Genomic DNA, 25411 nt, shown 5'->3' on the forward strand with positions numbered 1-25411 from the left:
CAAAAGGTTCACCCCCATGGCCGTGCAGGTGCGGGCAATCTGGGGATCGCGATGGGCCGTGACCATCACCGCCGGAACCGGCCGGTCCGAAGCCGCGCGAAGCGATTCGATCGCCGCCACGCCGGTGTCGCCGTTTTCCAGATGGTAATCCGCCAGGATCACGTCCGGGGGTTCGTCCCCCATGGTGGCCAAGGCTTCAGCCGTGCCGCCTGCGATGCGGGGCACCATGCCAAGCCGGTCGCGCAGGATCATCTCGTATCCGCGCCGCATGTCGGGATCGTTCTCGACCACAAGCGCCACCCGACCACGCAGGACCGGAAGCGCCACGTCGCGGGAACGGACGGTCTGATCGGCACCTTCGCCCACCAGCGCCAGTCCGACACGAAAGACCGTGCCGCGCATGGCTTCCGAGTTCAGGCTGATCGGGTGGCCCAGCTTGGCGCATGCGCGCCGCACGATGGAAAGGCCCAGCCCCATGCCCGGCGTTGCGGCGTCATGGGTCAAGCGCTGGAACTCGTCAAAGATGCGGTTCCGGTCCACGGCCGGGATGCCTATGCCGGTGTCATAGACGCATAGCCAGCACATGCCCCCGCGCCGCCGCGCGCCAACTGTCACACCGCCTCGCTGGGTGTACTTGATGGCGTTCGACACGAGATTCTGCGCGATCCGGCGCAAGAAGACGGGATCGCTTTCCACCACGGCCGCCGTCGGCATGAAGGTCAGGCGCAGGCCCTTGGCCTCGGCCAACGGGGCATATTCGGCGGACAGGCGGCGAAACAGGTCATCGAGAGGCACCGGCTGGCGGTTGAACTCGATCCGCTGGCTGTCCAGCCGAGAGATGTCCAGCACCGCGTGCATCAGTTGTTCGACCGATTCAAAGGCACTGCCCAATCGGTCCGTCAACTCTGTCTGCAGCGGGTCCATGGGGGTGTCGGTCAGGGCCGACAGGAACAGCCGCGCCGCGGACAAGGGCTGCAGCAGGTCATGGCTTGCCGCGCGCAGGAACCGGGTCTTGGAGCGGTTCGCCTCCTCGGCCGAGGCGCGGGCCACGGCCAGTTCGCGGTTGCGCTGCGACAGGTCAGCCATCGCCTGTTCCAGATCGCGGGTGCGGGCCAGAACCTCCTGCTCCAGTGCGACGGCAGCCTGGAACATCGACCAGGCCGAGCCGCGGGATTCTTCCAGACGGTCGATGCGATCAATCAGGACAGAGTTGATGCGCGTCAGCTTTTCGACCTGCCGCGCGGGCGGGTCATCGTCACGCAGCATGGCTGTTCCCGCGCAAGGGGGGCCCCGGCTCCATGAAGGCCAGACCGACAAAGGTCTGGTTCACATGCATGCCGCTGTGCTGTTCGCCATAGGTGTTGAATCCCGCAACGCGGTGCCTGCGATAAAGATCGGACATCCGGTCCGTCAGTCCGGCCCGTTCCAGCGCCAGACGGCGCAGGATGCAGTCAAAGCCCAAAACCATCAGCGGGGGGCGCGGCAAGGAATCCAGCGCATCGGAAAACCCTTGGGTCATGTCCTCAGCGCGGCCAAGGGTCAGGACCGTGCCCGTATCGATGGCCGACATCAGCGAAAGCCCGTCATCCTCGGTGATGGCGCTGATTGCGCGGACATGGTGGCGGCGCCCCATGCGCAGCAGCAGCGGGTGGCGGGCAAATTCGCTGGGGGTCAGGTCTTCGCGGCTCAGGCCCGTCAGGCGGGCATATTCCTGGGCGGCCGGTTCGGCGTTCAGTTCCAGGATGCGGCGCTTTTCGGGGATGGCGGCCGTGACGACAACGCGGGTGGGGGTTGGGCTAAAATGCGCAAATGTCACCTCGCACACCGCCAGGTCCGTTTCGACCAGAATGAAGACGGCAACATCGGATTGCACCTTCGACCCCGCCAGCAACGAGGTGCGGCGGAAATCCAGTCCGTCGCCTGCCGATCCCCCCAGAACCGGGATCGACGGCAGCGCCGCTTCCAGTGTCGCGACCAGCACATCCTCTTGTCCGGCAAGGCCATCGACCAGCAGCAGGCCGAACAGGCTGCGCGACGGATCGGGGGCGAATTCCTGCTGCATCCGCCGCAGGCTGGCCATCCAGTCCGACACCGGCAGCGCTGCCAGATTCGGCAGCGTCATGGACTGGGCCCGGAAATGCCGCATCGGAAACCCGATCGCCACCACGCTGTCAGAAGCATAGCCGTAAGGCCCGATCTCGCCCGCCGACGAACAGCCCGCCACGACGCAGCCTGTCGGCAGTTCCGCCGACAGCGCCGCATCCAGTTCGGCCAGCCGGTCGTGCTGAGCTCCGAACACCAGCACCATGGCCGGATTGGTGCCGCGCAGGCCGTCCAGCAGGGTCGGGACCAGATCGGCCCCGCCGCGGTCGGCCTGCACAGCGACCGGCCCGGATGCGCCCTCCTTCGCAGCCGGGTCGGTGTTCATCATCCCGCCTCGAACAACCGGACCGAGTTCGCCAGCAACACGGCCTGCGTGCGGCGGCGGGCATTGATCTTGGCCATGATGGCGGTGATGTGGGTCTTGACAGTGGCCTCGGCGATCGACAGTTCGTAGCTGATCTCCTTGTTGGCCTTGCCTTGGCAGATCAGCCGCAGGATCTTCATCTGCTGCGGCGTCAGCGACGAAAAGCGTCGTGCCAGTTCGGTCTTTGCCTCTTCTCCGGCGTCGTCCTTGTCCGGGCAATATCCCTCGGGGGTGACATGCTCGCCCTCCCACATGCGGCGCAGGCTGTCGACCAGCCCCTCGCGCGACAGGGACTTGCTGATATAGCCCTGCGCCCCTGCCGCCATCGCGGCCGAGATCATGGCGCCCTCCAGATCGGCCGAGATCATCGTGATCGGAACGCCCGGCAACTGCCGGCGCAGCGTCACGATCCCCTCTGCCCCGCGCGCATCGGGCAGGTTCAGGTCCAGGATCACCGCGTCGGGCGCGCCCTGGGTCTTGATCTGCTCCACCGCTGCGGCAAGGCTGCGGGCGGTGCGGACGTTCTTCAATCCAAAACTGATCTTCAGCGTCAGTGCCAGTGCGTCACACATCAGCGGATGGTCGTCGACGATCAGGATTTCCCGGACCTGATCGGCGGTGGGTCGCGGTGACGTCACAGGACGCGCCTGCATGGCGACTGCGGTCATGGCATTCCTCCCTGAATGTCCTCCGGCGCGCCAGTCCCCCCCGGCGCGGCCTTGGAGCACACTTTAGAACCGATCGCAGGTAAAGCAAGCCTTCTGCTGCGACCAAGGTCGGAGGCCCTCCCTGCCTCAGCCGCTGACGGGTTCGAACCGCTCATCCCAGACATTGCCATCGGTGTCCTCCACATGGACATGGATGGGCTGGCCATCAGCCTTGTAGGCAAAGCGGAAAACCGGGTCTTCACTGACCGAGATGCCGGCCGCCATGGTGAACAGAACCTCGTCGCCCTGCCGCACCTCCAGCAGGTCGATGAAATGGGCAGGGATGGTCAGCAGCGTCACCTGGTCGCGCTGCAATCCGGAAAAGTTCGGATGACGGATCATCAGGGTCCCGATCGTGCGCCCGTTCTCGGCCACGCTGCGCCACCGCATCTGGCCCATCGTGTCACGAACCGCCGCCATGTCCTTGCCGGCCGGGGCCGAACATCCGCCCGCCGCCCGGACGAACCGTCCGGCCATGATCGGCGGGCCGTCCGGCCGCGTGGCGATGGCGCGGACGCCGGAATAGCTGTCGACACGGACCCTGACCTCGAAATCCAGCGGCATCAGCGCCGGGCCAAAGGTGTATTCGGCGGCGACGGGGGCCGGGTTCTCGTCCACCACCAAGGTCAGCGCCCCGATCGGCGGCGCCCCTTCGGGCTGTGTCAGGTGAACGGGAACAATGGCCGCTTCATGCGCGCGGAAGGGGGCGTCCAGATCCAGAACGGCGGGATCCTGGGCAGGCTCGACCTTCAGCCCGACCACCGACTCCCGCAGATCATCCCATGTGGGCGACGGGACAAGCGGGTTGTCCTGCGACCAGGCAGGTGCGGCCAGCAGACAGGCCGCGACGGTCAACCAGAGCTTCATGGTTCAGCCTCCCTTTTTCATCCTCCGGTAAACAAGATCGCTGGTCGTGGCGGCCGCATCCTCTTCGGCCTGTGCCACGACACGCGCATGCAGCGGGGATTTCGAACAGACCGGATCGGTGGCACGTGCATCCCCCGCCAGCGCCATGGCCTGGCAACGGCAGCCACCGAAATCGATGGTCTTGCGCTCGCAGCTTTGGCAGGGTTCGGGCATCCAGGCCGTGCCGCGAAAGGCGTTGAAGCTGTCCGAAAGGTGCCAGATGTCCGACAGGCTGCGGTGCTGAACGTTCTCGAACTGCATCCAGGTGATGGAACGGGCGGCGTGACAGGGCAGAACCGTGCCATCCGGTCCCACATTCAACCCGATCGAGCCCCAGCCGCCCATGCAGGCCTTGGGATAGACCGCATGATGATCGGCAGGGACGTAATCGATGACCATACGTCCCCGCAACCGCAGGCGCGCGTCGTTCACGACCTGCCGGGCAAAGACCGCCTGTTCGCGAGTGGGCATCAACGCCTTGCGGTTCAGGTCGGCCCAGCCGTGGAACTGCACCGTCGCCACCTCGATCCGCCGGGCGCCCAGACGCTCGGCCAAGTCGATCATGTCGGGCAGCCGCTCCATGTTCTGGCGATGGACGACAGCATTGATGGTCAGGGGAAAGCCGATTTCGGTCACCCAATCGGCAAAGCCCATCTTCTTGTCCCATGACCCCGGATGCCCGCTGATCCGGTCGGCCATGTCAGGGCGAATGCCCTGCAGCGACAGCTGAACGTGATCGACGCCCGCACGGTCCAGTTCCTGCAAACGCTCGTGCGTGATGCCGATGCCCGAGGTGATCAGGTTCACATACAGGCCCGCATCCCGCGCATGCGCCACGATCTGTGCCAGATCGCGTCGGGCGCCGGGTTCCCCGCCAGAGATGTGGACCTGCAGCACGCCCAGATCCGCGGCCTGTCGGAAGACACGGCCCCAGTCATCGGCCGAGATTTCGGACTGCGCGCGCACCAGATCGACCGGATTGCTGCAATAAGGACAGGCGAGGGGGCAGCGATGCGTGACCTCGGCCAGCATGGCCATGGGCAGGCCTGGGGTGACGGCATTGCCGTCGAGGTCACGGGGCTGGTGGCTGAGGTCCTTCATGCGACGTCCTTCACGAAGACCATCCGCCGCTCGATCAGACCGGTCAGGAAATCGCGCACGTCACCGGCGATCTGGTCCGGCGGTGCATTATAGCGTGCGGCAAGATCGGTGACGATGGTTTCCATGCTGCGGGCGCCGTCCAGTTCGGAAAGGATCGCTTCTCCGATCGGGTCCAGCTGCATGGCGCGCTCGGGGGCCTGCAGCACGCGGATGCCGCGCACGCGATCACCCTGCAGCCGCACGCCCCGGGGCAGATAAGGAATGTCGCGAGGCTCGATCAGCGGCGTCATGGGCGCATCCCCTCGCCTGGGCACCAGGCGCCGGGGGGAATATGCCCTTCCACATAACCGTGCCACAACGCGTCCAGTTGCGCCCACAGCACGTCCGTCTTGAAGGTCAGCGCCGCCGCAGCCGCATCCTGTTTTTCCCGCGTGTTTGCATGGGTCAGGACATAGTCGAGGCCGAACTTCACGTCCTCGGGGGCCTCCGTCAGGCGTTTCTTGAAATAGGACAGGCTGCTGTCATCCGCGAAATCGTAATGGGCCAGCAGCCCCTCGATGCGCTGCGCATGGATCCTGGAGGCAAAAAGTTCGGTCAGGCTGGCCGCGACCGCATCCAGCAGCGGCATTTCACGCACGAAGCGGACATAGGCATCAACTGCAAAGCGGGTGGCCGGCATGATGCCAGTGCCGCTGGCGACGTAATCGGGGTCTAGTCCGACCGCTTGGGCCAAGGCCAGCCAGCGGCGGATGCCGCCTCCCTCGGCCACGCCCCCGTCATGATCCTCGATCCGCTTGCGCCAGGCGCGGCGCAGGTCCGGATCCTCGACACGCGACATGAAGGCGGCGTCCTTCATCGGAATGCGCGACTGGTACATCCAGCGGTTGATGACCCAGGCCCGCACCTCATCCGGGGTGCACTGCCCTCCATGAAGGCGGGCGTGAAACGGGTGGCGGTCGTGGTAACGCTCGGCCCCGATGGCACGCAGCCGGGCTTCGAAATCCGTCCGCGACTGGGGCTGGTCCTGAACATCCTTCACAGCATGATCTCCATTCCGTCAGACGCGACCTGCCAGCCTTGTGCTTGGGCCTCGGCTGTCTCAGGGCTGGCCGGGTCGGCCAGCGGGTTCGAATTGTTCATGTGGACAAAGATCCGGCGCCCCAGGCTCATGCCTTCAAGGGCCGCCATTGTCCGCTTTGCCGGCATATGGCCCATGCGCTGGCCCGTCTTGTGCCCCAAGCCCATCCGGATCATCTCGTCATCTTCCCAAAGAGTGCCGTCAAAGAACAGGGCGTCCGCGCCCTCGATCCGGGCGCACAGCCAGTCGGGCAGGTCGGCGCAGCCAGGGATGTACAGCGCGCGATGCCCCTTTGCATTCAGTTCGACCCCCACGGTCGTCTCGCCCACCAGTCCGGTTTCGACCACCTCTCCCTCCTGGTAGAGAGGCACCTTTCCCGGCACGGCAAAAAGGGTGGCGGTCAGGCCAGGGGCCAGATCGATCCGTTGGTCCAGCGTCACGATGCGCCGCGGCACAAACTGCGGGTTGACGGCCGTCATCATCGGGTTGGCCGCCAGGACATCATGAATGGCAGCCGTCGCGAAAAGATCGAACGACTGGCTTTCGCGCAATGTCAGCAAACCGGCCACATGGTCGATGTCGCCATTCGTCACCAGCACGGACCGCAGGGGCATGTCGCGCAACCCCGTCGGGTGCAGCGCCGGCGTCGCGGCCAGTTGCGCCCGAATATCGGGCGAAGCGTTAAGAATGGCCCAGCTGCTGCCATCGGCGCTGACAGCGATCGAACTTTGCGTCAGGGACGGAATCGTTCCCGCCCGGGCCGCGTTGCAATTGGGGCAGCCACAGTTCCATTGCGGCAGGCCACCTCCGGCTGCAGCGCCCAGGATGATGATGCGCATCAGGTCTTTCCGATAAAAACGGCCCCGTCCGAGCCAGTCGGACGGGGCCTCAATTCTTGCCTGCCCGAGCGAGGCTCAGAACAGTACGGGCTCGTCCTCGGCCGGCGCATACATGTTGATTTCCATGCCGCAGGCGATTTCCGTCAGAGTCGGTTTGGTCCAGGCCATGTTCTCTCCTCCTACATGCCATTTGCGCCAATCAGAGAAGGCGACTGGATTTGAATGTAGATCAGGGGCAGGATGAATCAACCCGACAAAGGTCGTATTGCGATGACCAAACCGTGAAGAACGGACATCAAGGCAGGAAAGATAGGTCATGATTCACCTGATTCTGGCGGCCTGTCTGGCATCCTCCCCACAGGAATGCGGCACCATCCTGCTGCCGCAGGGCGATGCTGCGACGCAGCAGGAGTGCATGGCGCAGGCTCGTCGAATCGCTGCGGAATGGCTGGCCCTTCATGCGGACCTGACGGGGGGGGCGGTGGAATGTCGGGCCAACGCGGATCTTCCTGCCGCCGGGTTGCAGCAGGTCGCACCGGGGGTTCATGTTCATCTGGGCCAGATGGTGCAGATGGAGGAAAGTGCGGACGGGCGCATTGCCAACCTGGGTGTGATCATCGGCGACAACAGCGTGGCCGTGATCGACGCGGGCGTATCACGGGCCGAGGGACAGGCGTTGCTGGTCGCAATTCGGCGGCTGACCGACAAGCCGATCACCGATCTGGTTCTAACCCATGTGCATCCCGATCACGCCTTGGGGGCTTCGGTCATGGTCGAGGCCGGGGCGCGGGTCTGGGGTCACGAGGATCTGCCCCGTGCCCTGGAAACACGGGGGCCGACTTATCTGGACAACCTGACGCGGCTTTACCCGGCCTCCGAATGGATCGGGACCCGCATCGTTGCGGCGGGCCATACGGTCAGGGAGGATGTCGGCATCGATCTTGGCGGGCGCCGCCTGAGGCTGACGGTCTGGCCAGCGGCGCATACCGATAGCGACCTGACGGTTCTGGACGAGGCAACGGGGACGTTCTTTGCAGGGGATCTGGTCTTTCGGACGCTGACGCCCGTCCTTGACGGCTCGCTGCCCGGCTGGCTCGACTGGATGGACAAGGCCCCCTCGATCGAGGCGCGGCTGATCGTGCCGGGGCATGGGAATGTCGCCCGCATCTGGGACGAGGCCCTGCAGCCCCAGCGCGATTTCCTGTCAGCCTTGGCCGACAGCACGCGGGCACGGATCAGCGAGGGCGTTCCCATGTCGCAGGCCGTTCCGATGATCGTCGATGATCTGCAACCGATGGAAAACCGGTGGAGTTCATTCGACGCGACCGTGGGCCGGAATGCCACCGCAGCCTACAAGGAACTGGAATGGGAATGATAAGCCTTTGACGGCTGGAACGAATCCGGGCGATGCTGCGTCCGGGAAGAAGGGGCCGCAGCGCCCCCGGCATATTCAGGGAGGATGACTTGAAGACAACCTTGTTCACGACCGCCGCCATCGTGGCGCTGAGTGCCGGCATGGCGCAGGCGCAACTGGTGATCGAACCCGGAAGCGACGACCGCATCAACTGGGCCAGCCTGGAGGAATTCGCAGCTGCCCATCCCGACCTGAAAGGCCAGAGCTTCAACATCCTGGGCCCATGGCTGGGGGGCGATCAGGAACTGTTCTCTTCGGTCATCGCCTACTTCAACGAGGCAACCGGGGCACAGGCCAATTATTCGGGTTCGGACAGTTTCGAACAGCAGATCGTCATCGACACCGAGGCCGGGTCGCCCCCCGACGTCGCAGTCTTTCCGCAACCGGGCCTGGCAGCCGATCTGGCTGAAAAGGGTTTCCTGCGCCCGTTGGGCGAAGAGAATGCCCAATGGCTGCGCGAGAACTATGCCGCTGGTGAAAGCTGGGAAGCGCTGGGCACCTATGCCGGCCAGGACGGAACCGAGCAACTGTTCGCGTTCCCTTACAAGGCTGACGTGAAGTCGCTGGTCTGGTATGTTCCCGAGAACTTCGAGGATGCGGGCTATGAGGTTCCCGAAACCTATGAGGACCTGAAGGCCCTCACCGAACAGATTGCCGAAGAAGGCGAAACGCCCTGGTGCATCGGCCTGGGCTCTGGCGGAGCGACGGGCTGGCCTGCGACCGACTGGGTCGAGGACCTGATGCTGCGCATCGCCACCCCCGAGGATTACGATGCCTGGACCACCAACCAGTTGCCCTTCAACGATCCCAAGGTCGTGGCCGCCATCGAGGAGTTTGGCTGGTTCGCCAAGAACCCTGATTTCGTGGCGGGCGGCACGGGCTCCGTCACCTCGACCGATTTCCGGGAAAGCCCCGCAGGCCTGTTCGACAGCCCTCCGGCCTGCTACATGCATCGTCAGGCCAGCTTCATCACGACCTTCTTCCCGGAAGGCACGATCGTGGGCGAGGATGCCGATTTCTTCTATATGCCCGCACCCGAATCCGGTGATCTGGGACAGCCGGTTCTGGGTGGCGGCACGATGTTTGCGGTCCTGTCGGACAATCCTGCGGCGATGGCCTTCATCGAGTTCCTGAAGACCCCCGTCGCCCACGAGGTCTGGATGGCGCAGCAGGGTTTCGTCACGCCTCACAAGGGCGTGAACCCCGAGGCGTATGTCGATGAAACCGTGCGCCGCATGGGCGAGATCCTGCAGAATGCCACTGTCTTCCGTTTTGACGGATCGGACCTGATGCCCGGTGCCATCGGTGCCGGCGCCTTCTGGACCGGCATGATCGATTTCGTCGGCGGCGCTTCGGCACAGGACGTGGCCGACCGGATCCAGCAGAACTGGGCATCGCTGAACTGACGGCTGCGACACAATGGGTGCGGCGACGGGATCGTTGCCGGGCCCACGGACGACAGGGGGACAAGGGATGGAACTGCTCTGGCTGGCCGTCAGCACGATCGCCATTGGCGTTTTCGGATGCGTGGCATGGTTCTGGGGGTCGAACTGGCTTCTGGACAAGATCTATCCGCCAAGGGGCAAGAAGGCGGGCGACAACATCCGCCGCGCCAACCAGATCCGGCCCTGGCTGTTCCTGGGCCCTGCGCTGATCTTTCTGACCACCTATCTGGTTTATCCTGTTCTGGACAGCTTCTGGCGGTCGCTGTTCAATGCGAACGGAACGCAGTTCGTGGGCTTCGGGAACTACTCATGGCTGATCCGTGACGCGAAGTTCCGCGAATCCATGCTGAACAACATGCTGTGGTTGCTGGTCGTGCCAGCACTGTCCACGCTGTTCGGCCTGCTGGCGGCCCAGCTGACCGACCGGTTGAAATGGGGCAACATCGGCAAGTCGCTGATCTTCATGCCTATGGCCATCAGCTTTGTCGGCGCGGGTGTCATCTGGAAATTCATCTATGAATACCGTGCTTCGGGCGAAACGCAGATCGGCCTCCTGAACTGGATCGTGACGCGGTTCGGCGCAGATCCGCAGATCTGGCTGACGCTGCCCGGCTGGAACAACTTCTTCCTGATGATCGTGCTGGTCTGGATCCAGACGGGCTTTGCCATGGTGATCCTGTCCGCCGCCCTGCGCGGCATCCCTGAGGAAACGATCGAGGCCGCCATTCTGGACGGCGCGTCCCCCCTGCAGGTGTTCTTCAAGATCAAGGTGCCGCAGATCATGGGCACCATCGCGGTCGTGTGGACCACCATCACCATCGTCGTGCTGAAGGTCTTCGACATCGTCTTCGTCATGACGAACGGGCAGTGGGGCACGCAGGTGCTGGCGAACCTGATGTATGACTGGATGTTCCGCGGCACGCCCGATTACGGACGCGGGTCGGCCATTGCCATCGTGCTGATGATCCTGGTCACGCCGATCATGGTCTGGAATATCTGGAACGCCCGCAAGGAGGTCCGCTGATGGAAGGGATGGCGGGACAGAAATCATCGTTGACCTGGGTGGTCAACATTTCGGCATTCCTTCTGGTGCTGCTTTGGACGATCCCGACGCTGGGGCTCTTCGTGTCGTCGTTCCGGGACCGTGACCAGATCGCGGGTTCAGGCTGGTGGCAGTCGTTCTCGGGGTCCGAGCAGACGGGCTTTGTCCGTTCTGGCACCGGGAATGACCAGGTGCAGCAGGACGGGCTTTACGTGATCGAAGGCAGCGCGGTGGAGGGCACGCAGACGCTGACCGCCTGGGGCACCGGACCGCGCAACCCGGCCGAATTCCAGCCTGGCGAGACTGCCGACATGGGCGACGGCATCAGCCTGACCGTGGCCGAAGACGGCAGCTATCGCCTGACCTCGCCCGAGCCCTTCGAGATGCGACGGGGCGAGCGGATCTTTACCACGACCGTATCCCCGCCCAACTTCACGACCGAGAATTACAACCGGGTCCTGAATGCCGGGGGCCTCGGCCGGGCCTTCATGAACACGATGACGGTAACCATACCGGCCACGGTTATTCCCATCCTGATCGCGGCCTTTGCCGCCTATGCCCTGGCCTGGATGCAGTTTCCGGGACGCGCGCTCCTGACGGCGGCCGTGGTCGGCCTGCTGGTCGTGCCCTTGCAGGTGGCGCTGATCCCGCTTCTGCGCCTGCACAACGACCTTGGAATCGGCAAGGGCTATCTGGGCATCTGGCTGGCCCATACGGGCTTTGGCCTGCCGCTGGCCGTCTATCTGCTGCGCAACTACATGGTCGGCCTGCCGCGCGAGGTGATCGAATCCGCCCGTGTCGATGGCGCCACCGAATTCCAGATCTTCCGCCGCATCATCCTGCCCTTGTCCTTTCCCGCACTGGCCAGCTTTGCCATCTTTCAGTTCCTGTGGGTCTGGAACGACCTGCTGGTGGCCACGGTGTTCCTCGGCAACACGCGCGAACAGCTGGTCATGACCGGCCTTTTGCGCGAACTGATGGGATCGCGCGGAGGTGAATGGGAAATCCTTGCAACCTCTGCCTTCATCTCGATAGCCGTTCCCCTGCTCGTGTTCTTCGCGATGCAGAAATACCTGGTCCGCGGATTGCTGGCCGGGTCGGTGAAAGGTGGATGACTTGAACGAGATGACGACGGACTGGTGGAAGGGCGGGATCATCTACCAGATCTATCCCCGCAGCTTTCAGGACACGACGGGCAACGGCGTCGGCGACTTGGCAGGCATTGCGCAACGGTTGCCCTATGTCGCGTCCCTTGGCGTGGATGCGGTCTGGATCTCGCCCTTCTTCACCTCCCCGATGAAAGATTTCGGTTACGACGTCAGCGATTACCGCGGCATCGATCCGCTGTTCGGAACGATGGACGATTTCGACTGGCTGGTGCAGAGCGCGCATGACCTTGGGCTGAAGGTGATGATCGACCTAGTGATGTCGCATACCTCGGACCAGCACCCCTGGTTCAAGGAAAGCCGCGCCAGCCGCGACAATGCCCGCTCCGACTGGTATGTCTGGTCCGATCCCAAGCCCGACGGGACGGCCCCCAACAACTGGCTGTCGATCTTTGGCGGCAGCGCTTGGCAGTGGGACGCGCGGCGCGAACAATATTACCTCCACAATTTCCTGACGGCGCAGGCCGACCTGAATTTTCACAATCCTGCCGTACAGGACGCCCTTCTGGAGATGGCAAGGTTCTGGCTGGAGAAGGGCGTGGATGGCTTCCGCCTAGACACGATCAACTTCTATTTCCACGATGCCCAGCTGCGCGACAACCCGCCCCTTGCCCCTGAACTGCGCAAATCGGACACGGCACCGGCCGTGAACCCCTACAATCACCAGAGTCACCGTTTTTCCAAGTCACAACCCGAGAACCTGCCTTTCCTCGAGCGCTTCTACAAGACCATTCAGCCTTATGGCGCCGTGGTCGTGGGCGAGATCGGGGACAGCGAACGCGGACTGGAACTGCTGGAGGAATACACCGGCCAGCCCGGTCGTGTTCAGATGTCCTATGTCTTCGACTTCCTGTCAGGCACGGATCTGCCAGCCTCCCGCGTCGTCGAGGTCTTTGACAAGCTGCACCGGATCGCCCCCAATGCCTGGCCCTGCTGGGCCATGTCGAATCATGACGTCGTTCGTCACATCAGCCGGTGGAACCTGCCGGAACTGGCCGCCAAGGCCTATGCCACCGTGCTGGTGTGCCTGCGCGGATCGGTCTGCCTGTACCAAGGCGAGGAACTGGGCCTGCCCGAGGCGGACCTGAGCTTCGAGGACCTGCGCGATCCTTACGGCATCGAGTTCTGGCCCGAGTTCAAGGGCCGTGACGGTTGCCGGACACCCATGGTTTGGGACATGGGCGTGAATGGCGGCTTTTCCACCAGCCGGCCTTGGCTGCCCGTGCCGCACACGCATCTGCAGCGCACCGTTGTCGCGCAAGAGGCCGATGCCCAGTCGATGTTGCACCATTACCGCTGGGCTTTGGGGCTGCGCCGCAAGCATACGGCGCTGCGCCATGGAGCAATGGACCGCATCGAGGCGCAGGGCCCGGTTCTGTCCTTCCGGCGGGCCGACGACCAGCAGACCCTGCTGATCCGCGCGAACCTGTCCGACGAAGAGGCGGACGGGCTGGCGCCGTGGCAGGTGCAGATCATCGAAGGATAGGGGAAGACCGCAATGGCCGATCTGAGACTGACGAATATCGCCAAGTCCTATGGCGACGTGAACGTGCTGAGCGATATTGACCTGACCATCGCGTCGGGCGAGTTCATCGTCTTCGTCGGTCCCAGCGGCTGCGGAAAATCCACCCTGCTTCGCATGATCGCGGGGTTGGAGCAGATCACCGGGGGAACCCTGGAAATCGATGGGCAGGTGATGAACGACATCCCGCCCAGCCAGCGCGGCATCGCGATGGTGTTCCAGTCCTATGCGCTTTATCCACACATGACGGTCCGCGACAACATGGCCTTCGCGCTGAAGATCGCGGGCCAATCCAAGGACCAGATCCGCGCGGCCACGGACCGTGCGGGCAAGATGCTGCAGCTGACCCCCTATCTGGACCGGCTGCCCAAGGCACTGTCGGGCGGACAGCGCCAGCGGGTGGCCATCGGCCGCGCCATCGTGCGCGACCCCAAGGTCTATCTGTTCGACGAGCCGCTGTCGAACCTGGACGCGGCCCTGCGGGTGGCGACCCGGATTGAGATCGCCCAGCTCAAGGCCTCCATGCCCGACCGCACGATGATCTATGTGACCCATGACCAGACCGAGGCGATGACGCTGGCCGACCGCATCGTGGTGCTGGCCGGAGGCGGCATCGCCCAGGTCGGTGCGCCGCTGGAACTGTACGAGCGGCCCGTGAACGAGTTCGTGGCCCAGTTCATCGGCAGTCCCGCGATGAACCTTCTGCCCGGCCGCGTGAAGACGGCCGGACCAATGACGACCGTTGCACTGGACGGCGGTCTCGAGGCTCAGGTCGCTGTTCCGACACGTGCGGGTGACGAAGGAATGGAGGTCAACTTGGGCGTCCGCCCCGAAGACATGCGCGAGGACGGTGGCGCCCCGGTCTTCGAGGGCACCGTGGACCTGACCGAGGCCTTGGGCGAGGTGACGCTGCTGTATTTCGGCACCAATGCCGAAACCGCGCCGATCATTGCCAAGTTGCCGGGCATTCATCCCGACCTGAAGGGCAGGCGCGTCCGGCTGTCGGCCGATCCCCAAGCCCTGCACCTGTTCCACGACGGGCAGTCGCTGCTTTACCGCGATGGCGCCGAGTTGCCGCCCTATCAGCCGCGCATGGCCGCGCCTTCGGGCAGCATGGGCAGCACGCCGGCCCACCCGGACAGGGCGCAGGACCGGATCGAGGACGGGTTGATCAAGCCCCAGGGTCCCGTGCGCTGATCCCTGCCGGGCGCAACCAAAGTTGAGCATCGCGGCATCCGAATCCGTGCTATCTTCCCGTGATCCGAGGGGGAGAGAATGACGCAACGCAACCACGCGGACCTGGTGGCCGCGCAGTCGCAGTCACGCAGCGCGACATCGTCGCTGGCGGTGTCCTGGCGGCGCTCCATGTTGAAGCACGGTCTGGACCCGGCCGATCATCGCCGCCCCGAACGGCTGTCCGGCACGGAACTGGCTGCGCGGCAGCAGGCCATGGCGGCCTTTCTTCATGTCGCCACACCGCAACTGGATCAGCTTTACACCATTGTTGGCCTTTCGGGCTGCAATGTGCTGCTGACGGACGCGCATGGGGTGGTGCTGGACCAGCGCGTATCGGACGGGGATGCGGCACAATTCCGCGACTGGGGTCTTTGGCAGGGCGCCGACTGGTCGGAGGCCGCGCAGGGCACCAATGGCATCGGCACCTGCCTGGCCGAAGGGCGGCAGGTCACGATCCATCGTGACGAACATTTCCGGACCCGCAACACCGGCATGTCCTGCATGGATGCACCGATCTGGGGACCCGATGGCCGCCTGCTGGCCGCGCTGGACGTCAGCAGCGCCCGGGCCGACCAGACCGAGCGTTACAACCGCCTGATCTCGGCCCAGGTGGCGCAAACGGCCAAGGCGATCGAGGCGATGTTCTTCCGCTCCAGCTTTCCGGACGCGCGGATCGTGGTGGCCCCAGATGACCAAGGCGATCAGGCGGTGCTGCTGGCGGTGGACAAGGACGATCTGGCCATCGGCGCCACGCGTGCCGCGCGCCGTGTCCTGGGACTGGAGCGCGAGGGCGCGTTCCGCCCCCGGCCAGCCGCCGACCTGCTGGGCCGTCAGGACGAGCCGGGCGGCCTCGACCGCGCCGAACGGGCGGCCGTCGTGCGGGCGCTGGCCCGAGCCGAGGGGAATGTTTCAAAGGCCGCGCGCGCACTCGGGATCGGACGGGCGACGATGTACCGGCGCATGGCACGGTTGGGGATCGGTGAAAACAGCGCCTGACTGTCTCAGCCCTGAGACAGCTTCTGCGCTGCGGCACAAATCGCCGGTTGTTCCGAATCGGGAACCGACGGACCTTCCTGCCATACCCGGATGGGGAGATCCGGGACATATCCAGAGGAGGACTCAATGCCGAACGACCAGACGCATGAATTCAAGGGCGTGGGTGTCATGCCCTTTGCCGGCCGCTACGACAACTTCATCGGCGGCAAGTGGATGGCGCCCAAGTCGGGCAAGTACTTCACCAACACGACCCCCATCACCGGCGCCCCGATCGGAGAGATCGCGCGCTCGAATGCCGAGGACATCGAGGCCGCGCTGGACGCAGCCCATGCCGCCAAGGGCGCCTGGGGCCGCGCCTCGACCACCGAACGCTCGAACGTGCTGCTGAAGATCGCCGACCGGATGGAGCAGAACCTGCAGCTTCTGGCCACCGCCGAGACCTGGGACAACGGAAAGCCGATCCGCGAAACGATGGCCGCCGACCTGCCGCTGGCGGTTGATCACTTCCGTTATTTCGCGGGCGTCCTGCGTGCGCAGGAAGGTGGAATTTCCGAAATCGACAACGACACCATCGCCTATCACTTCCACGAACCGCTGGGCGTCGTGGGCCAGATCATCCCGTGGAACTTCCCGCTGCTGATGGCCTGCTGGAAGCTGGCGCCCGCACTGGCCGCTGGCAATTGCGTGGTCCTGAAGCCGGCCGAACAGACACCGGCCAGCATCATGGTCTGGGTGGACCTGATCGGGGATCTGCTGCCGCCGGGCGTCCTGAACATCGTCAACGGCTTTGGTCTGGAAGCCGGCAAGCCTTTGGCGTCGAACCCGCGCATCTCCAAGATCGCCTTCACGGGTGAAACCACCACCGGCCGGCTGATCATGCAGTATGCGTCGGAAAACCTGATTCCGGTCACGCTGGAACTGGGCGGCAAGTCTCCCAACATCTTCTTTGACGACGTGACCCGCGAGGACGACGACTTCTTCGACAAGGCGATCGAGGGCTTCGTGATGTTCGCGCTGAACCAGGGCGAAGTCTGCACCTGCCCGTCCCGCGCCCTGATCCACGAACGCATCTATGACGAGTTCATGGAGCGAGCACTGAAGCGGGTCGAGGCGATCACCCAGGGCGATCCACGCGACAGCGCCACGATGATCGGCGCCCAAGCGTCTTCCGAGCAGAAGGAAAAGATCCTTTCCTACTTCGACATCGGTCGCAAGGAAGGCGCCGAGGTGCTGACGGGCGGCGAGGCGGCTGACCACGGCGGCGAGCTGTCGGGCGGCTATTACATCAAGCCGACGGTCTTCAAGGGCCACAACAAGATGCGGGTCTTCCAAGAAGAGATCTTTGGCCCCGTCGTGTCCGTGACCACCTTCAAGGACCATGACGAGGCGCTGTCGATCGCCAATGACACGCTCTATGGTCTGGGCGCGGGCGTGTGGTCGCGCGATGCCAACACCTGCTACCGCTTTGGCCGCGCCATCCAGGCCGGCCGGGTCTGGACCAACTGTTATCACGCCTATCCGGCACATGCGGCCTTTGGCGGCTACAAGCAGTCGGGCATCGGGCGCGAAAACCATCGCATGATGCTGGATCATTATCAGCAGACCAAGAACATGCTGGTCAGCTACAGCCCCAAGAAGCTGGGCTTCTTCTGAAGACCGTTCCTGCAGCCCGTCAGGGGCTGCAGGAACCCTTGGGCAACCTGTGGGGGCACTGCCGCGTTATGCAGGATCGCCTCCTTCAATGCAGGACTGCGCCCATGCCCAAGGACAGCATCATCGATCCCGAGGACGCCGCGGAAAGCGCCGGCCTCGTTTATGTCAACGACGATCTGCCGGGCATCACCCGCAAGCGCGCGGGAAAGGGCTTCGCTTATCACGGTCCCGACGGCCAGACGATCCGCGACAAGGACGAGCGCAAGCGCATCGCCTCCTTGGCCATTCCGCCCGCCTACACGGATGTGTGGATCTGTCCGGATCCGCGCGGCCATATCCAGGCCACCGGCCGTGATGACAAGGGCCGCAAGCAGTACCGCTATCACCCCGAGTTCCGCGAAATCCGCGACAGCGCCAAGTACGAACGCATGCTGGATTTTGCCAAGGTCCTGCCCAAGGTGCGACGGCAGGTGTCCCAAGACATGGGGCGTCGCGGCATGCCAGCCGAAAAGGTTCTGGCAACCGTTGTCTATCTTTTGGAAAACACCATGATCCGCGTGGGCAATGCCGATTACGTCAAGCAGAACAAGTCGCACGGGTTGACCACGCTTCGGACGCGCCATGTCAAGCTGGAGGGCAACGAGGTCCGCTTCCGCTTTCGCGGCAAAAGCGGCAAGGAATGGAATCTCGGCCTGCGTGACCGCCGCATCGCGCGCATCATCAAGGCCTCCCAGGATATCCCGGGCCAGCACCTGTTCCAGTATCTCGATGACGAAGGGCAGCGCCACCCGGTCACCTCGACCGAGGTGAACGCCTATCTGCGCCAGATCAGCGGCAGCCATATCACGGCCAAGGACTTCCGAACCTGGACCGGCACCGTTCTGGCCGCTCTTGCCTTGGCCGAATTCGAGGCCGCCGACAGCGACGCCGCAGCCAAGCGCAATGTGCGTCAAGCCATCGAGACCGTTTCGGCGCGGCTGGGCAACACGCCGACCATCTGCCGCAAATGTTATGTTCATCCGCAGATCATCGATGCATATCTGGCCAAGGAGTTGCGGCTGGAGCTGCGCGACAAGATCGAGGACAACCTGGACAACGCCGACCTGCGCCCCGAGGAAAAACAAGTCCTGCGTTTCCTCAAGAAGAGGCTGAAGGCATGAGCACCGTCACGGCGACCCCCGAAGCGCTGAAGCTGATCGACGAGATCGTGGCCGACCACGGGCCCGTCCTGTTCCACCAGTCCGGCGGCTGCTGCGACGGATCCTCGCCCATGTGCTATCCGCAGGGCGATTTCCGCGTGGGCGAGCGCGACGTGAAGCTGGGTGATATCGGCGGGGCGCCCTTCTATATCTCGGCCAGTCAGTACGAGACATGGAAGCACACCGACCTGATCATCGACGTGGTGCCGGGACGGGGCGGCATGTTCAGTCTGGATAACGGGCGCGAGAAACGCTTTCTCATCCGCTCCGAGATGTGCCGGATCTGACGCATGGCGTTGTGAGACCGACGGCAATCCGCTAGACAGGCCGCGATCCTGCAAGCGAAAGGTGCCCCCATGACCCACAGCGTCTTCATCGATGGCGAGGCCGGCACGACCGGCCTGCAGATCCGCGACCGCCTGCTGGGGCGTGACGACATCCGTCTTGTGCAGGTGGATCCGGCGCGGCGCAAGGATACGGACGCCCGGCGCGAGGCGTTCGGTCAGGCTGATGTCGCCATCCTCTGCCTGCCCGATGATGCCGCCCGCGAGGCTGTGGCGCTGACGGAAAGCATGGACGTGCGGTTGATCGATGCCTCGACCGCACACCGGATCGATCCGGACTGGGTTTTCGGATTTCCAGAACTGGCACCCGAAATGCGCGAAATGATTGCGGCTGCCCGTTTCGTCAGCAATCCCGGCTGTTATTCGACGGGGTCGATCGCCATCATTGCCCCCCTTGTCGCGGCCGGGCTGATCGACGAGGCCGAGGCCTTGTCGATCAACGCGGTCAGCGGCTATACCGGCGGCGGCAAATCCATGATCGCGGAATACGAAGCGGGCGAGGCTCCTCCCCATTTCGTCTATGGCCTGAACCAGCGCCACAAGCACATCCCCGAGATCATGACCCATGGCGGGTTGCTGATGCAGCCGATCTTTGCGCCATCGGTCGGAAATTTTGCCCAAGGCATGGCCGTACAGGTGCCCCTGCATCTGAACGAGGACCGCAGCATCGCCGCCCTGCACCAGGCCCTTTCGGATCATTATGCTGGGGAACAGTTTGTTCAGGTGGTGCCGGCCGGACAGATCGGAGCACGGATCGACCCGACGGTGCTGAACAACACCAACCTGATGCGGATCAGTGTCCACGGCGACGAGGATGCAGGCTGCGCGACCATCGTGGCCGTGCTGGACAACCTGGGCAAGGGTGCGTCGGGGGCAGCCGTCCAGAACCTGAACATCATGCTGGGGCTTTCGGAAAACGCGAGCCTTTAACCGGAAGGGCCGTCCCGGTTGCCGGGGCGGCGGCAGCGGTGGGGCTGAGGCGGATCTGGGAGTCCCGCGCTTCAGGCCTGCCTTGCTGACAATCTTTCCGGGCTTGCTTCGGGTCTGATCATCGCGCGTCTTCTGCCTTCTTATTGGGCAACAAAATCTTTGCCGAAGGTTGGCTGCAGGGCAAGGCTTGCCAAACGGTTGTTGCAGGCCGTTTCTGACGATCATGGAACGGCTGTCAATCATCGTGGTCGAGCGGGACCGGGACCGGGCGCTCAGGATCGTCGACGGGCTGCGCGCGTCGGGCGATCACAGCGTCACCGTCATCGCCGAGGAAACCGGTCTGGCGCGCCGCATTGCCGCGCAGCAGCCTGACATCGTGCTGATCGACGTGGCCGATCCGTCGCGCGACGTGCTGGAGGAACTGGCCTTGGTGTCGGGGCCTCTGGAACGGCCGGTGGCCATGTTCGTCGATCGCTCGGACGAACAACTGACACGTGCGGCGATCGAGGCTGGCGTGTCGGCCTATGTCGTGGACGGGCTGCAGGCGGACCGCATCAAGCCCATTCTGGATGCGGCCATCGCACGATTCCACATGTTCCGGAAGATGCGGGCCGAACTGGCCGCCACAAAGGCCGCGCTGGAGGAACGCAAGATCATCGATCGTGCCAAGGCCATCCTGATGAAGGCGCGCGGCATCGACGAAGAGGCAGCCTATGCCTTGCTGCGCAAGACCGCGATGGACCAGAAGCGCCGCGTGGCCGACATTGCCCAGCAACTGGTGATGGCGGCGGGACTGTTGTCATGATGGACCACCTGCGTCTGGGATACCTGCCGCTGATCGACGCAGCGCCTCTTATCATTGCTCAGGAGCTGAAATTCGCCGCCGAAGAGGGGCTGGCACTGACCCTGGTGCCGGCCGTCAGCTGGGCGCACGGCCGCGACCTGCTGGGCACGGGCGGGATCGACGCCGCCCACATGCTGGTGCCGATGCCCATTGCGCAAAGTCTGGGGCTGGGGCCGGCCTATCCCGCATTCGATCTGCTGATGTTCCTGTCGCAAGGCGGGCAGGCCATCGCGGTTTCTGCCGCACTGGAGGCCCGGATGCGCGACCAAGGCCACGCGTTCGATTTTGCCGATCCGGCTGCGGCACGGGATGCGCTTGCGTTGGCGCATCCCGACGCGCTGCGGGTGGGCGTGCCCTTTCCCTTTTCGACCCAAGCCGAACTGGTGCGGCACTGGCTGCAGGGAACTGGCCTGGCGGAGCGGCTGACGATCCGCACCGTTCCGCCGCCGCAGATGGCCGAGGCACTGGCCGCAAACGAGGTGGATGCCTTTTGCGTGGGCGAACCTTGGGCCTCTTGTGCGGTCGAACGCGGGGCGGGCGCCCTGCTGCTGCCGGGACGTGCCATCTGGGCGGCTGCGCCCGAAAAGGGCCTCGTGATGACCCGCGCCTTTGCCGAGGCCCATCCCGACCTGTCCGGTCGGCTGATGCGCGCCCTGTGGCGGGCAGGCCGCTGGCTGGATCAACCCGGCAACCGCGGCACGGCGGCCGAGATCCTGTCGCGCGCAGCCTATCTGAACCTGTCCCCCGAGCTGTGTGAGCGCGGGCTGCTGGGCCGCCTGCATGTCACTGCGACCGGTGAATTGCGCGACTGTCCCGATTTCATCCGGTTTCATGCGCAGGCTACGACATTTCCCTGGCGCAGCGTTGCGGCACTGATAGGGGCGCGCATTGCGAGCCGTCACGGACTGGATCCGGACTGGGCCATGACGCAGGCGGCGGGATGCTTTCGCCCTGATCTCTACCGCCGGCATCTGCGCGAGGCGGGTGCAGACCTGCCCGGCGCTTCGGCCAAGGTCGAGGGTGCGATGTCCGCGCCAACCATTGTTCCGGCCGAGCAGGGCCAGATGATTCTGGGGCCGGATGCCTTCTTCGACGGCCAGGTTTTCGAACATGCCTTCGAAACGCGATGAATTTCCGGGCAGTCTGCCGCATTCCGCAGCCTTGTAGCGGCCAGGCATAGCAATCGCGCCCCGCAGGCTTGACCGGCTGAAATCCCAAGCGTGATGCTGGGTGAAAGGCGGATGCAACGGCGCTCCGTGTTTTGATCGGTCCGCAAGGAAGCGGGCTTTCCCTCAGGCAATGACGCCACCTGTTCGCGCCCTTTTTCCGGGGCTGCGGCCGGTGGCTTTTCGCGTTTCCTCGCCCGCCGATCGTTTTTCGGTGGGCCCGCTCAAGGACCAGCCAGATGACCCTGATCAAGCCGCCCTCCCGCCGCAGCTTTCTCAAATCCGCCACCGGCGCGCTGGCCACGATGGTCGCCGCGCGCCTGGCCCTGCCCGGCGGTGCCTGGGCCGCCACGCCTGCGCCCGAGGTGACGGGCTGCAAGCTGGGCTATATCGCGCTGACCGACAGTGCGCCGCTGATCATCGCGCAGGAAAAGGGCTTTTTCGCCAAACATGGCATGCCCGACGTTCTGGTGGAAAAGCAGGCAAGCTGGGGCGCGACACGGGACAACATGGCGCTGGGTTCCTGTTCGGGTGGGATCGACGGGGGCCACATCCTGCGGCCCAAGGTTCATCTGTATTCGACCGGCAGCGTGATGCAGAACAACCAGCCGCTGCCGATGTACACGCTGTTGAATCTGAACGAGGACGGGCAGGGCCTGTCGGTCCGTCAGGATTATGCCGACAGCGGCGTGGGCCTGGATTCGAGCCCGCTGAAGGACATCTTTGCCGCACGCCGCGCCGCAGGCCAGGAGATCCCGGTGGCGATGACCTTTCCCGGGGGCACCCATGATCTGTGGATGCGCTATTGGCTGGCCGCCGGCGGGATCGACCCGAACACGGATGTCGACCTGATCGTCGTGCCGCCCCCGCAGATGGTCGCCAACATGAAGGTTGGTAACATGGAGGCCTTCTGCGTGGGCGAGCCCTGGAACGAGCAACTGGTGAACCAGAACATCGGCTTCACGGCCGCCACGACGGGCGAGCTGTGGGCCCGCCACCCTGAAAAGGTCTTGGGCATGCGCGCTGACTGGGTGGACGCCAATCCCAACGCGGCCACGGCCCTGATGATGGCCGTGATGGAGGCGCAGATGTGGTGCGACGATGCAGGAAACAAGCAGGAGATGGCCGAGATCATCAGCCGCCGCCAGTGGTTCAACGTCCCCGTCCGCGACATCATCGGCCGCATCCAGGGTCAGATCAACTACGGCAACGGCCGGACCGAGGATCGCCCGGACCTTGCGATGAAGTTCTGGGGCGAAAGGGGCGAAACCTCCTATCCGTGGAAGTCGCTGGATACGTGGTTCATCACCGAGAACAAGCGCTGGGGCTATCTGCCGGGCGATTTGGACACGGCGGCGCTGGTGAGCGGCACGAACCGGTCCGACCTGTGGCTCGCCGCCGCCCGCGGCCTGGGGCTGGAGGTGGATTTCGGCGACAGCCGCGGGGTCGAGACCTTCTTCGATGGCAAGAGCTTCGATCCCGCCGACCCCGAAGCCTATCTGGCCGCCCAGACCATCAAGGCCATGGCATAAGGAGGTTCCGATGAACGTCACTGTATTGAAGCGCAAGCCGGACCTGAGCCCCGCCAGACCGGCCGCCGTTGTCGCCCTGCCGGTCCGCAGCCCCGCACGCTCCGCCCTGTGGCGCAAGGCGGGCGAAAGGTTCCTGACCAACTTCCTGCCGCCCCTGATCGTGCTGGCCATGCTGCTGGCCCTTTGGCAGATCGGCTTTTCGGGCAAGGCCTCGGGCCTGCCGACACCGTTGCAGGTCTGGGCCGACAGTGCCGAACTGATCGTCGATCCGTTCTTCGTTTATGGCACACAGGACATCGGCTTGGGCTGGCGCGTCCTGACCTCGCTGGAGCGCGTGGCCTATGGCTTTGGCCTGGCCGCCGTGGTGGGGGTGCTGACGGGCGCGGTCATCGGGCAGTCATCGCTGATGATGCGCGGCTTTGACCCGATCTTTCAGATCCTGCGCACCGTGCCGCCGCTGGCCTGGCTGCCCATCAGCTTGGCCGCCTTCATGGACAGCGGGCCAAGCGCGATCTTCGTGATCTTCATCACCGCGATCTGGCCCGTGATCATCAATACGGCCTCGGGCGTCCGCGCTATTCCGCAGGATTACCGCAACGTTGCCGCCGTCCTGCGCCTCAACCAAGTCGAGTTCTTCTGGAAGATCATGGTTCCCGCCGCCGCTCCCTATATCTTCTCGGGCCTGCGCATCGGGGTGGGCCTGTCCTGGCTGGCCATCGTGGCGGCCGAGATGCTGACCGGCGGCGTGGGCATCGGCTTCTTCATCTGGGATGCGTGGAACAGTTCGCGCCTCAGCGACATCATCGTGGCCCTCGCCTATATCGGCGGAACGGGCTTCATCCTGGATCGTCTGGTCGGCTGGATCGGACGCGTCGTTTCGCGCGGCACGGCCGTGTAAGGTGAAAGACCGATGAAATACCTTCAGATCGACCATGTTTCCAAGACCTTTGTGAACGGCCCCAAGCAGACCCATGTCCTGTCGGACGTCCGGCTGACCATCGACAAGGGAGAGTTTGTCAGCATCATCGGCCATTCGGGCTGCGGGAAATCCACGCTGCTGAACCTGATCGCCGGCCTGACCGAGGTGACCACCGGCGCCATCATGCTGGACGGCCGCGAGGTCAACGCCCCCGGACCGGACCGCGCGGTGGTGTTCCAGAACCACAGCCTGCTGCCTTGGCTGACGGTTTACGATAACATCAGGCTGGCAGTGACCAAGGTTTTCGGGTCGACCCGGACGCGCGCCGAACGCCACGACTGGATCACGCAGAACCTGGACCTGGTGCAGATGAGCCACGCCGCCGACAAGCGGCCCGGCGAAATCTCGGGCGGGATGCGCCAGCGCGTGGGCATCGCCCGGGCCTTGGCGATGGAGCCCAAGGTCCTGCTGCTGGACGAACCCTTCGGGGCGCTGGACGCGCTGACCCGCGCGCATCTGCAGGACGCGGTGATGGACATCCATGCCCGGCTTGGCAACACGATGATCATGATCACCCATGACGTGGACGAGGCCGTGCTGCTGGCCGACCGCATCGTTATGATGACGAATGGCCCGGCCGCGACCATCGGCGAGGTGCTGGAGGTGCCGCTGGCCCGCCCGCGCGACCGCATCCGGCTGGCCAGTCATCCCGACTATGTGCGTGCCCGCGAAGGCGTTTTGCGCTTTCTTTACGAACGCCACCGCTTCGTCGAAGCTGCGGAGTAAGCCCATGACAAAGAAACTTGTGGTAATTGGGGCGGGCATGGCGTCGGGGCGGATGCTGGAGCATCTGTTCGAGGCGGCTCCCGGCCAGTGGGACGTGACGCTGTTCAACGCCGAGCCGC

General features: G+C 64.4%; 25 protein-coding genes. 16 read left to right on the top strand and 9 right to left on the bottom strand.

The genetic code is table 11. The annotated features are described in order from the left end of the window. The 9 genes from ACLHHB_RS03030 to pqqA all read right to left on the bottom strand — a co-directional run. On the bottom strand, positions 1 to 1266 hold a 1266-nt coding region (locus tag ACLHHB_RS03030; protein WP_410216806.1), incomplete at its 3' end, for a hybrid sensor histidine kinase/response regulator. After that, positions 1256 to 2428 (bottom strand): FIST N-terminal domain-containing protein, encoded by a 1173-nt coding sequence (locus ACLHHB_RS03035; RefSeq protein WP_410216807.1) that lies wholly within the window; start codon positions 2426 to 2428, stop codon positions 1256 to 1258. The genes ACLHHB_RS03030 and ACLHHB_RS03035, both read right to left, overlap by 11 nt. Then, positions 2428 to 3135, bottom strand: a complete 708-nt coding sequence (locus tag ACLHHB_RS03040; protein ID WP_410216808.1) for a response regulator transcription factor — start codon at positions 3133 to 3135, stop codon at positions 2428 to 2430. The genes ACLHHB_RS03035 and ACLHHB_RS03040 overlap by 1 nt, the downstream gene beginning before the upstream one ends. A 126-nt stretch (positions 3136 to 3261) precedes the next feature. Continuing rightward, on the bottom strand, positions 3262 to 4041 hold the full coding sequence (locus tag ACLHHB_RS03045; RefSeq protein ID WP_410216809.1) for a quinoprotein dehydrogenase-associated SoxYZ-like carrier: 780 nt from the start codon (positions 4039 to 4041) through the stop codon (positions 3262 to 3264). Positions 4042 to 4044: 3 nt separating this feature from the next. Then, entirely contained in the window at positions 4045 to 5181 is a 1137-nt protein-coding gene (gene pqqE / locus ACLHHB_RS03050) for a pyrroloquinoline quinone biosynthesis protein PqqE (RefSeq protein ID WP_410216810.1), read from the bottom strand. Continuing rightward, positions 5178 to 5471 (bottom strand): pyrroloquinoline quinone biosynthesis peptide chaperone PqqD, encoded by a 294-nt coding sequence (gene pqqD, locus ACLHHB_RS03055; protein ID WP_410216811.1) that lies wholly within the window; start codon positions 5469 to 5471, stop codon positions 5178 to 5180. The genes pqqE and pqqD overlap by 4 nt, the downstream gene beginning before the upstream one ends. After that, positions 5468 to 6220, bottom strand: coding sequence for a pyrroloquinoline-quinone synthase PqqC (gene pqqC / locus ACLHHB_RS03060; protein WP_410216812.1), 753 nt, complete (start codon positions 6218 to 6220; stop codon positions 5468 to 5470). The genes pqqD and pqqC overlap by 4 nt, the downstream gene beginning before the upstream one ends. Then, a complete protein-coding gene (pqqB, locus tag ACLHHB_RS03065) occupies positions 6217 to 7098 on the bottom strand; it encodes a pyrroloquinoline quinone biosynthesis protein PqqB (protein ID WP_410216813.1) in 882 nt (293 codons plus the stop codon). Before pqqB ends, pqqC begins: the two co-directional genes overlap by 4 nt. Positions 7099 to 7173: 75 nt before the next feature. Then, the gene (gene pqqA / locus ACLHHB_RS03070; protein WP_410216814.1) at positions 7174 to 7416 is read right to left on the bottom strand and encodes a pyrroloquinoline quinone precursor peptide PqqA; all 243 of its coding nucleotides are present in this window, start codon (positions 7414 to 7416) and stop codon (positions 7174 to 7176) included. On the opposite strand from pqqA, the gene ACLHHB_RS03075 reads away from it, so the two are divergent. From ACLHHB_RS03075 to ACLHHB_RS03150, 16 genes are all read left to right on the top strand, one after another. Continuing rightward, positions 7415 to 8473 (top strand): quinoprotein relay system zinc metallohydrolase 2, encoded by a 1059-nt coding sequence (locus tag ACLHHB_RS03075; protein ID WP_410216815.1) that lies wholly within the window; start codon positions 7415 to 7417, stop codon positions 8471 to 8473. The two genes, pqqA and ACLHHB_RS03075, sit on opposite strands and share 2 nt — an antisense overlap. A gap of 140 nt (positions 8474 to 8613) precedes the next feature. Next, positions 8614 to 9918 (top strand): ABC transporter substrate-binding protein, encoded by a 1305-nt coding sequence (locus tag ACLHHB_RS03080; protein ID WP_410216828.1) that lies wholly within the window; start codon positions 8614 to 8616, stop codon positions 9916 to 9918. Between the two features lie 67 nt (positions 9919 to 9985). Beyond that, the gene (locus ACLHHB_RS03085) at positions 9986 to 10981 is read left to right on the top strand and encodes a carbohydrate ABC transporter permease (RefSeq protein WP_410216816.1); all 996 of its coding nucleotides are present in this window, start codon (positions 9986 to 9988) and stop codon (positions 10979 to 10981) included. Next, positions 10981 to 12114: a carbohydrate ABC transporter permease gene (locus ACLHHB_RS03090; protein WP_410216817.1), complete on the top strand. Its 1134-nt coding sequence runs from the start codon at positions 10981 to 10983 to the stop codon at positions 12112 to 12114. Before ACLHHB_RS03085 ends, ACLHHB_RS03090 begins: the two co-directional genes overlap by 1 nt. Before the next feature lie 10 nt (positions 12115 to 12124). Then, positions 12125 to 13651: an alpha-amylase family glycosyl hydrolase gene (locus ACLHHB_RS03095; protein ID WP_410216829.1), complete on the top strand. Its 1527-nt coding sequence runs from the start codon at positions 12125 to 12127 to the stop codon at positions 13649 to 13651. Positions 13652 to 13663: 12 nt separating this feature from the next. Continuing rightward, a complete protein-coding gene (locus tag ACLHHB_RS03100) occupies positions 13664 to 14884 on the top strand; it encodes an ABC transporter ATP-binding protein (RefSeq protein ID WP_410216818.1) in 1221 nt (406 codons plus the stop codon). Positions 14885 to 14962: 78 nt separating this feature from the next. Next, complete coding sequence (locus tag ACLHHB_RS03105) at positions 14963 to 15919, top strand: GAF domain-containing protein (protein ID WP_410216819.1); 957 nt, start codon at positions 14963 to 14965, stop codon at positions 15917 to 15919. 126 nt (positions 15920 to 16045) lie between these two features. Beyond that, positions 16046 to 17572, top strand: a complete 1527-nt coding sequence (gene adh / locus ACLHHB_RS03110; RefSeq protein ID WP_410216820.1) for an aldehyde dehydrogenase — start codon at positions 16046 to 16048, stop codon at positions 17570 to 17572. A gap of 104 nt (positions 17573 to 17676) precedes the next feature. Continuing rightward, entirely contained in the window at positions 17677 to 18732 is a 1056-nt protein-coding gene (locus ACLHHB_RS03115; protein WP_410216821.1) for a DNA topoisomerase IB, read from the top strand. Continuing rightward, positions 18729 to 19058 (top strand): DUF779 domain-containing protein, encoded by a 330-nt coding sequence (locus tag ACLHHB_RS03120; RefSeq protein ID WP_410216822.1) that lies wholly within the window; start codon positions 18729 to 18731, stop codon positions 19056 to 19058. Before ACLHHB_RS03115 ends, ACLHHB_RS03120 begins: the two co-directional genes overlap by 4 nt. Before the next feature lie 69 nt (positions 19059 to 19127). Then, complete coding sequence (gene argC, locus ACLHHB_RS03125) at positions 19128 to 20045, top strand: N-acetyl-gamma-glutamyl-phosphate reductase (RefSeq protein ID WP_410216823.1); 918 nt, start codon at positions 19128 to 19130, stop codon at positions 20043 to 20045. A gap of 220 nt (positions 20046 to 20265) precedes the next feature. Continuing rightward, positions 20266 to 20850, top strand: a complete 585-nt coding sequence (locus ACLHHB_RS03130; protein ID WP_410216830.1) for an ANTAR domain-containing response regulator — start codon at positions 20266 to 20268, stop codon at positions 20848 to 20850. Further along, positions 20847 to 22019 (top strand): ABC transporter substrate-binding protein, encoded by a 1173-nt coding sequence (locus ACLHHB_RS03135; RefSeq protein WP_410216824.1) that lies wholly within the window; start codon positions 20847 to 20849, stop codon positions 22017 to 22019. Before ACLHHB_RS03130 ends, ACLHHB_RS03135 begins: the two co-directional genes overlap by 4 nt. A 275-nt stretch (positions 22020 to 22294) precedes the next feature. Next, positions 22295 to 23587: a CmpA/NrtA family ABC transporter substrate-binding protein gene (locus tag ACLHHB_RS03140; protein ID WP_410216825.1), complete on the top strand. Its 1293-nt coding sequence runs from the start codon at positions 22295 to 22297 to the stop codon at positions 23585 to 23587. Positions 23588 to 23597: 10 nt separating this feature from the next. Further along, complete coding sequence (gene ntrB, locus ACLHHB_RS03145; RefSeq protein ID WP_410216826.1) at positions 23598 to 24485, top strand: nitrate ABC transporter permease; 888 nt, start codon at positions 23598 to 23600, stop codon at positions 24483 to 24485. A gap of 12 nt (positions 24486 to 24497) precedes the next feature. Next, on the top strand, positions 24498 to 25292 hold the full coding sequence (locus ACLHHB_RS03150) for an ABC transporter ATP-binding protein (protein WP_410216827.1): 795 nt from the start codon (positions 24498 to 24500) through the stop codon (positions 25290 to 25292). Positions 25293 to 25411: the final 119 nt, after the last annotated feature.

The sequence above is a fragment of the Paracoccus sp. (in: a-proteobacteria) genome (genome assembly GCF_046462195.1).
GTDB lineage: Bacteria > Pseudomonadota > Alphaproteobacteria > Rhodobacterales > Rhodobacteraceae > Paracoccus.